Origin of the sequence: Kitasatospora sp. NPDC087315 (genome assembly GCF_044744345.1) — a bacterium.
In the GTDB taxonomy this organism is placed as follows: domain Bacteria; phylum Actinomycetota; class Actinomycetes; order Streptomycetales; family Streptomycetaceae; genus Kitasatospora.
The window spans coordinates 1-8,843 of sequence record NZ_JBIUYD010000055.1 but is presented as its reverse complement, the minus strand read 5'-3'; the positions used below and the strand labels follow the sequence as shown (position 1 = coordinate 8,843).

General features: G+C 67.0%; 2 protein-coding genes. Both read right to left on the bottom strand.

Annotated features, from left to right (window positions below; all coding sequences use genetic code 11):
- Positions 1–142 precede the first annotated feature (142 nt).
- Positions 143–589 (bottom strand): hypothetical protein, encoded by a 447-nt coding sequence (locus ACIO5D_RS38360; protein WP_400764284.1) that lies wholly within the window; start codon positions 587–589, stop codon positions 143–145.
- Positions 590–617: 28 nt separating this feature from the next.
- Positions 618–8,513 (bottom strand): ricin-type beta-trefoil lectin domain protein, encoded by a 7,896-nt coding sequence (locus ACIO5D_RS38355; RefSeq protein WP_400800930.1) that lies wholly within the window; start codon positions 8,511–8,513, stop codon positions 618–620.
- Positions 8,514–8,843 lie beyond the last annotated feature (330 nt).

Below are 8,843 nucleotides of genomic sequence, written 5' to 3'. Positions count from 1 at the left end.
ACAGGTCGTCGGTCTTCACGTAAAGTGCGGTCGCGAGGGAGTCCAGGTCAGGCGTCACAACAGACCTTTGGACTCCCTCGCTTTATGTCATGCGTACCGGCGAGCCCTTGGCATCAATCATCTAGGACGAGAAGTTGTGAGCTCAGTAGGGCGCCCCGGTGTTAACGTCGATCTCATTATCTTTCGAGTCAAATGCCGTCATGTAGCCCGCGAGACCTGGAGATACGGAAGTGTAGTCCGCTCGATGTTTGACTTCTCCAGGATGGGTCGGCGGCCCCTTGAAAACTATAGTCAGAGTCTCTCCCGGCTCGATCTCATAAATAGCTCCCATCGGCTCGAAGACCACAGTCAGACGGTCGGATTCTGCCGCCAAGACAGTCCGCTCCTCCACCCATGAAGCTTCTCGAGCCCGCTGCCTTTCATGGCGTCGATTGCGAATCCAAGAGAACATGTCGTCATGATGCCTCATGGTGGCGGTTTTGCCAAGGCCCGCGATCCATGCTTTGAACTGCCCATCGACCCCTTGGCTGAGCCCTTCCGTGCGACGGCGCGGAATGACGACAATTGAACTGCCATCATTCCGCGCCATCAGCTATGCAGAGGCATTTCCACTTTGTTTAGCGGTATTTCCCCTTGATGTAGTACCTCATCAACTCCGCCCGCTCTTTGGCATTATAGTTATTCTGTCCCCTCGCTCGGGAAATATTGTCGATTTTTTTGAAATACTTCTTCACTGTCCTGAGTTCCCGATTCGTGAAGCGCATTCGGACCTCTTTGCGCTTTTCGGGATTCATGAGTGCGCGATTCTTGTATACGTTCGGCCGGTCAGTGGCCCACAGGGGGCCGTCCAGATCGTTCTGCTGCTTAAATCCATGCTGCTTGACGATCTTATCAACCTTGCTGTAAAGCCGATTGTTCTGCGTGCGAATGTTGGGGTATTTGACCGTTTTCGTGAAGCTGTTTGAAAGCTTTACGGCGCGGGCTGCCTTGACCGTCGTGACAGCTGCCTTCACGGCGACACCTGCGCCCACTGCCGCCGCTGCCACCATGATCGTCATTTCGGCGGCCTTTTCCCAGTTACCGGTGGCGGCATAGGAGACTGACGAAACGGCGGCGGCTATGGAACCAATGGGACCCGGTACGACGGTGGCGACCACCTCGGCGACCTTGGCGACGACTTCGACCGTCTTCTTCAGCCACTTGGGCATGCCCCAGTTGCCGTCGAGGTCGGTGCAGTTGACGGGGTCGCCGGTGCAGTAGTCGTAGGCGCTGGCGTTGCCGCCGGGGACGGGGTCGATCTGCAGGAACCGGCCGAGGGCGGGGCTGTAGAGGCGGGCACCCATGAGGATGTCGCCGTCCTGGGCCTCGGCGGAGCGCTGCTTGCCGCCGAGCCAGCCGTAGCGAACGCCTGCCTGGCCGTCCTGCGGGATGCCGAACTCGTCGAAGTCCAGCACCACCGGTGCGGTGAGCGCGGTGTCGGTGGTAATGACGACCGAGCCGAACAGGTTGGTCAGCTGCAGCCGGACGTCACCGGTCCTGCTGGTAGTGGCGACCAGGTCGGCGTCCGGGCCCGAGACGTTGCGAGTCAGGGTGCCCTGGGCAGTGTCCTCGACGGTCCAGCGGACCTCGTCGCCGTCGTCGCCGTAGTGGTTCAGCTTGGAGGTAGCGCCAGCCCAGGATCCGTCGGCCTGCTTCTTGCTGGTGGTGAACGCGGTCAGGCGGTGGGCCGCGTCGACGGCCCACTCCTGCTTGGTGTCCCCCTTCTCCTGGGCGGCGACGCGGTCGTTCGCCCAGTAGGTGTTGGTCGCGCCAGTCGCCGTCTTCACCGTGCGCCCGAAGGCGTCGTAGAAGAAGCCCGCATCCGTGAGGCGGTCGGCGCTGTCGTAGGTGTGGTTCTCCGCCGTCGCCCCGGCGGTGGCGCACTCGCCGGACGCCCCCTTCGGGGACGTCTGCTTGGACAGGCGGTTGGAGTGCGCGTCGAAGGCGTACTGACGGGTGACGCAACCGGTGGCGACCGTGGACTGCTCGGCCTTCACCAGCCGGCCGAGCCGGTCGTACTGATACGTGCGGGTGGCGGTGGAGCTGGTGTCCTTCGCCACCTGCCCCTGGGTGGAGATGTCGGTGGTCTGGGCCCAGATCACCTTGTTGTCGCTGGTGCGAGTGTAGGTGCGCCCGGTGGCCTCGCCCACGGCGTTGGTGGTGTCCTTGCGAACGATCCCGCCGGGGTAGGTCTGCTCGACCAGCTGGCCGTCCGGACCGTACTTGGCGGTGAACTCGCCGGCCACGCTGTCGTTGACGGAGGTGACCAGTCCGCGCGGCTCCTTCGCGCGGTCGTAGGTGTAGGTGGTGAAGCCGGTCGGGTCGGTGACCTTCACCGGCTTGCCGAACCGGTCGAACTCCGAGGTCGTGGTGGCCCCGTCGGCGTCCGTGTAGGAGATCAGTCGGCCGAGCGCGTCGAAGACGCGGGTGAGCGACTTGCCGCCGGCCGTCGTCTTCACGATGTCACCGGTGGCGGGGTCGTACTCGGTGGTGACCTTCGGGAGCGGCTTGCCCTCGTCCGACGTGATCTCGATGGAGACGATCCGGTCCACCTCGTTGTAGACGGTGACGGTCTTGCGGGACTTGCCCGCGTTGGTCTCTGTCACCTCCTCCGGCTCGGCGAACGGCGAGTAGCGGGTGACCCGCTTGACCGGCAGGGTGGTCGGCATCCGCGCCGCGTCCGCACCGGTGATCGCACCGCCCGGCCCGCTGACGCACGGCAGGCCCGCCCATTCCGGACGGTTGCCGCAGGCCGCGTCGTCGGGGTTGGCGCCAGCGGTGTAGTACACCGCCTTGACCGTGCCAGCATCGGTCCCGGTGGAACCCGGCTTGCGGGACTCCAGCGCACGGCCCTTCGCGTCGAACTTGACGACAGCCGTCAGCTTGGCGCCGAGCGCGTCGGTGGTGACCGAGGTGGGGGTCTTCAGCGTCCAGCCGGAGGCGCCGCCGATCGGCGTGTCATAGCCCTGCTTGGTGACGCGCAGTTCGACGTCGTCGGCGTAGCCATCGACGCGGGCACCGTCGGTCTGGGTGGTGACCAGGTGGTAGGCTTGGCCGTCAGGCTTGTTCTCGTCGTAGGTGTTGGTGTTGTGGTCGCGGGCCACCACCGAGGTCCCCGCCGGGAGGGTCGGGTTGACGGTGGTCTTGGTCAGCGTGACGGTGTCCAGGCCGGCGTGGAAGCGCTCGCCGGAGCTGGCGGTGTTGGTGCCGGTAACCGTGACCTTCAGCTCGTGGTCGCCGCGGGCGAGGTGGATCGACTGGCCTACGGTGTACGGGGCGATCGAGCCGGCGGGGTTGGAGTCGAAGGTGTCGATCGGCTGGCCGAGGTTCTGGCCGTCGATCGCGAACTGCACGATGCCGTGGTCGTTGAACCGCGTCAGCTGCCCGGAGAGCTGGTAGTCGCCCTCCTCCGGCACGCTCACCCGCATGGTGTCGAACGCACCGGCCTGGGTCCCGGCCAGGCTGAGCTGCGCTCCGCCGGACCAGATCAGGCCGTTGTTGTTGTTGATCACCCGCACTGGCGCGCTGGCGCCGAGTTGGGGCAGCTTCTCGGCCTCCCAGGTCGAGGTGACCGGGGTGCTCTGGCCGTTGACCTGTTCGGCGAGCGAGGCGCGGTAGACCGGGCCTAGCGTCTCGACGATGTCCAGGCCGTCGGGGCTGTAGGTGGTACGTGAGTCGAGCAGACGCGTCCGCGACGCGGAGTCCGCGGGCAGGTTCAGCTCGGCGGCGAACCGGTCCGCCTCGGGGTGGGTCCCGAGTGCGATGGCGCGGTTGGTCGCCTGCAGGGTTCGGACGGCGTGGCCGTAGCGGTCGTACTCGGTGGTGTCGATGTCACCGCCGGGGGTGATGGACGGGGCGGCGGTGTTGACCTCGTTGCCGGAGGCGTTGAGGTAGTGGACGGTGGCCGGCTTGTAGCCGTCCTTGCCGGGCTTGGCCGCCGTGGCGGTGTTGGTGCCCGGGTCGTCCTCGGGGCCGAAGACGGCGGTCGCGTCGGTGGGAGCGTCGGTCTGCGCCCACTTGGCGACGTCCGCGCCGCCCATGTCGTACGGACCGCCGGCCGTACCGCTGGTCAGCGGCACGTCGTAGACGACCGTGGTCGCGATCTCGCTGTTGACCTGGTCCTTGCTGCCCTGTGCCAGGGTCGGGCGGCGGACCTTGAGCAGGTGGCCCGGGTCCTGGTCGGCCGCGGCCTTGCCGTAGTCGAAGTTCCACGGCAGCTCGCCTGCGGCACCGATCTTGGTGACCCGGCCCGCGTCGTCATAGCTGTACGTGATCTTCAGCGGCTGCGCCAGGCGCGGGTCCCAGACCTGGGAGAGGCGCCCCTTGTCGTCGTAGGCGTAGTGGGTGACCTCGACGGCCTCCTGCTGGGAGGTCGCCGGGTTCCACGACCACACCTTCGCCGCACGGATGTGGTCCAGGAAGTCGCCGGGCGTCGTCGTGGTGGCCGTGGTGACCTTGGCGTAGTCGTACTCCATGACCTCGCAGCCGCGCGGCAGCGGGTTGACGGTGCAGTGGTTGGCGTCGTCCACGCCCGGCTCGACCGGCGGGATGACCCGCTTCACCAGCGAGCGGCCGTCGGTGGTGTCGTACTGGTAGCGGGTGGCCGAAGCGGCCTCCGGCCCCAGGTCACTGATCACCTGGTAGATGCTGGAACCGGCCTGGCGGGCGAAGACCGTCTTCGAACCGTCCAGCTCGGACAGCTCGTAGGTGGTGCCGGCGGTCTGCACGTCCCAGACCTGGTTCGGGCCGCGCCAGCAGACCCAGATCGTGCCGCCCTGGTAGGCGTCCAGGCACTTGGACGACTGCTGGTTGACGATCTGGCCGTCGGCCAGGACCTCCCACTTCTGGTTGGTGCCCACGTTGCAGTCCCAGAGCACGATCCGGGTGTTGTCGGCGCTCACGCCCCAGGGGTTGTCCAGGCACTTGCCGAGGATCTGGAAGCGCTGCTGGTCGTCTCGGGTCCACTGCTGGTTGGCGCCACCGGTGCACGGCGCCGCCTGCAGGTTCGCGCCGTTGCCGGCGGCTCCGTTCGGGACCTCCAGGCACTGCCCGGTCGCGGCCAGCACGAGGGCGCCGCTGGTGGCCGGCACGGCCTTCAGCGACAGCGACTCGGCGCCCGGCTCCGGGAACAGGGTGCCGTCGGTGCCCTTGGCGAAGGTGAGCGTGCTGTCGTCGTTGTTCTTGATCTCGACCAGGTCGGACTGCGGGAACGACAGCGACCGGTAGTCCGAGCCGGCGCCCGCGTCGGGGCCGCCGGCCCACTGCGGGCCGAACGGCGCCACGATCTCCTTCAGCGACAGGTCGTCGAAGAAGACCTCCTTGTCCGCCGCGGCAAAGCCGTTGATGAGCCGGAACCAGGCCTCGGTGGCGTCCTTGGGGACGGTCATGTCGACGGACAGCTGCTGCCAGCCGTCGGTGAACGACGCCTTCGGGGAGAGCACCTCGCCGTACCCGGCCGCGGTGCGGTGGACGCCCTGCAGGCGCAGGCCGATGTCGGCACGGTCCGGGGTCAGCCCGGTCGAGCCCGGAACGTAGATCCAGCCGGTCAGCCGGTAGGTCCTCCCCGGCTGCATGTTCTGGCCGAGCGTGTAGCCCGGGCCGATCTCCACGTAGGAGTTCGGGTTGCCGTTGGGCTTGACGAGCAGCGAGTCGGTGGAGCTGTCGTGGCCGCGGACCGTCGAGCGGCTCAGCACCGCCGGACCGGGGGTGAAGCCCGCCGTGTCGGTGCCGATCTGGCGCTGGTTGGCCGCCAGGCGCTCACCCTGCGGCTGCCAGCCCCGATCCGTGCCGCGCGAGGAGGAGGTGCGGGTCACCGACATGCCGAACTCATTGGCGTCCGTGACGTCGGTGGAGAAGTCACCGGTCAGCAGGTTCACCGAACCCGGGCCGATGCCCGCCGCGGCCGCGCCGTCGGCGTTGCGGTCCACCGTGATGGTGTTCCAGACGGTCGCGTAGCCCGCGCCCGAGCCGTCCTCGGGGAAGAGCTTGGCACGGATCTGGACGACGCCGCCGACGTTGCCGAGGGTGTCCAGGACGTTCCAGTTGGCGTGCGGGCCGAGGTCCGCGAGGCGCGGCTTGTCCTCGGCCACCGGGGTGTTGTCGGCCTTGGTCAGATTGGTCCGGGGCACCGCGTACTCCGTGGCACCCGGGCCGCGACGGTACTCGTAGACGACCCGCTTGAACTGCGTCTGCGCGTCGACGGACAGCTTGACGCGCTTGGCCGACTGGGTGCCGTTCACCGGCGAGCTCAGACCGGCCTGGCCGACCTGGAAGGTGTAGACCGTGGGCGGGGAGAGGTTGCCCGCGCGGTCCTTGGCCTGCACGCTGAGTACGCGCCGGCCCTCGGTGGCCGGGGTGATGCTCGTGGTCAGTGCCGCAGTGGCGTTGACCGTCACCGGCGTGCCGCCGTCGAGCGTGTAGACGTACGCGGCCAGGTCGTCCGTGCCGGCGGCCGGGGTGATGGTGAAGGAGCCGGCCTGGTTCGCCGCGCCGTGCCAGAGCCCGTCCGACGGGTAGTCCGCGGAGGTGACCGTCGGGGTGCCCGGCTTCACGGTGTCGGCGACCAGCGTCGTCCCGGTCCAGCCGGAGCGGGACTTGCCGTCGTCGAGCATCGCCCAGATCGAGTACTGCACGCCCTCGTCGAGCCGGGCGATGCCGTAGTCGGACGCACGGACGGTGGCGACCGCGCCATTGGGGGTGTCCTTGGCGATACTGCCGAGGAACGTGCCCCCGCGCCACAGGTCGAAGTAGACCTTGACCTGGTCACCGTCGGCGTCGGCCGCCTGCACCTGGAAGCGCGGGTTCGCGTCCGGGGTGTAGGCCGGGTTGCCTGGCTGCGAGGGCTGCACCTGAACGGCGGCCGGAGTCGTCGGCACCGTGTTGTAGGTGATCGAGATGTACGGCGGGGCGCCGCCCTCGGCGGAGCTGAACCGCTTCCACGAGAGGCTGCTGCCCTCATCGGCCGCCTTTACGGCCATGCCATACTCGCTGTAGCCGAAGCCCGCGGCGTACTGGATCATCTGCGTGATGTCGGCCTTCGCCCACACCGAACCGTCGGGGCGGGTGCAGTGATGACTGTCGTCCGGATCCTCGTCGAACGTATCGTTCGACGTCGCCCACTTCTGCTCCAGCGCAGGCTGGTCGTTCCAGCGCGTCCACCAGCCGGCGCCGCGCGCGCTCCAGACCTCCCACTGCTTCGCGATGCAGGAGGCCGAGTGGTAGTTGTACAGATTGAGCGTGGCGCTCAGGATCTGCTTGCCATTGAAGTCGGCACCCGGAATCGTCAGGAATGAGCGCGCGACGACCGAGCCGTTGTAGCTGCCCAGCTTGAGATCGGTCGACGACGAGGCGTCGAAGTTCTCGTTCGTCTGCACGTATGTGTCATAGCTCGTGCCGACGTCAACCACCGGGTCGATGGTGACCGGGAACTGGGTCTTCGCGTCGGCCAGGAACGCCGCGTCCGGAGTGAACACCAGCTCGGCGTCGGTACCCTGACCGCGCACCTGCATCGTCACCGGCGCACGGTTGAGGTGCTCCTGCGAGGCCGGGTCCACTGCCGCGTCCCACATCACCGGCGCCGGGATCCTGACGGCCGGCTTGCCGGTCGTCTTGTCCAGTAGTTGGACCGAACCGTCCTGCTGCGGCGCGATCTCAAGGCCGGTGGTGTCGATCGGGATCGTGACCGATCCGGCCTGTACAACGGCGGAACGGTCCTTGACAATCAGGAACTGCTCGAAACCGGTCCGGGTCGCCTGCAGCACCAGGTCCACGCCCGGGCGGGCGTCGACGTAGGTGGCCTTGCTGCCCTCCAGCTTCGGCTGCGGCAACCGGCCCAGCCAGCTGAACGAGACCTGCTTGCCATCCGAGCCGATCGTCACCAACGGGCGCTTGGCCGGCTTGGCCTCGGGAGTAGCGAGCGGATTGGCGTACGGAGTGGTCGGGGCGGCCGAGGGCGTCGCGGTGCGGGCCGCAGCGCGGGAGGCGTGCTCAGAAGGCGTCGGTGTGGCCGCCAGATCCGGCGTAGCGGAAGAAGTCAGGGAAGGGGCCGATGGGGTTGCGGGCACACTGTCGCCGACCGTGACCCCGGCATCGCCGCCTTGGAAGACCAGGCCCTCCGGGTGCGCCTTCGGCGCGACCTTGCCGTCCGGGGTCTGCACCAGCGTGGTGTCGACCGGCACCCAGGTGTCGCCGACCTTCATCCGGATCGGGCCTACAGACCGCTCCGAGGTCAGCGTCCCTTCCGGGTTCGCCCACAGGGTGACGAACTCGGTGCGGGCCTTGGTGACCTCGATGCGGCGGCCCTGCAGGCGCGCAGCCAGCAGAGCCGACGCCTCGTCGGGCGCCTCGGTCGAAGGGGCCACCGGAGCGGCCTGGGGTGTCTGTGGCGCGGTACCCGCGCCGGACGGAGGAGACGCCAGAGCGTCGGCGACCACACCGGTCTGCACCAGCAGACCGAGCGTCAACGCTGTGGACAAGCGGCGTATCCAACGCATCGAAAAGGCCCCGCCGGTGGAACCAGACGAGGCCAAAGACCGTCGTTTCATCAGCACTCTCTCGAAGAGATGACACGTACTCAAATGGTTCGCTCAGAACCGAGTCACAACCTCTCACTCTCAGTGAAATCAAAGGAAGCCCACAGGGTAACGATTAAGTAACGGATTCAACACTCGCGGTTATCGAAAGTCCATTCAATGGCAATTGTTGTTCAATTGCACCCTTTTTCCAGGTTGCCCATCAGGTGGGGAGTTCACATATTTTGACGTGTTGTCATGCAATTCCCATGCCATAATCAGTCGCTGATGCCA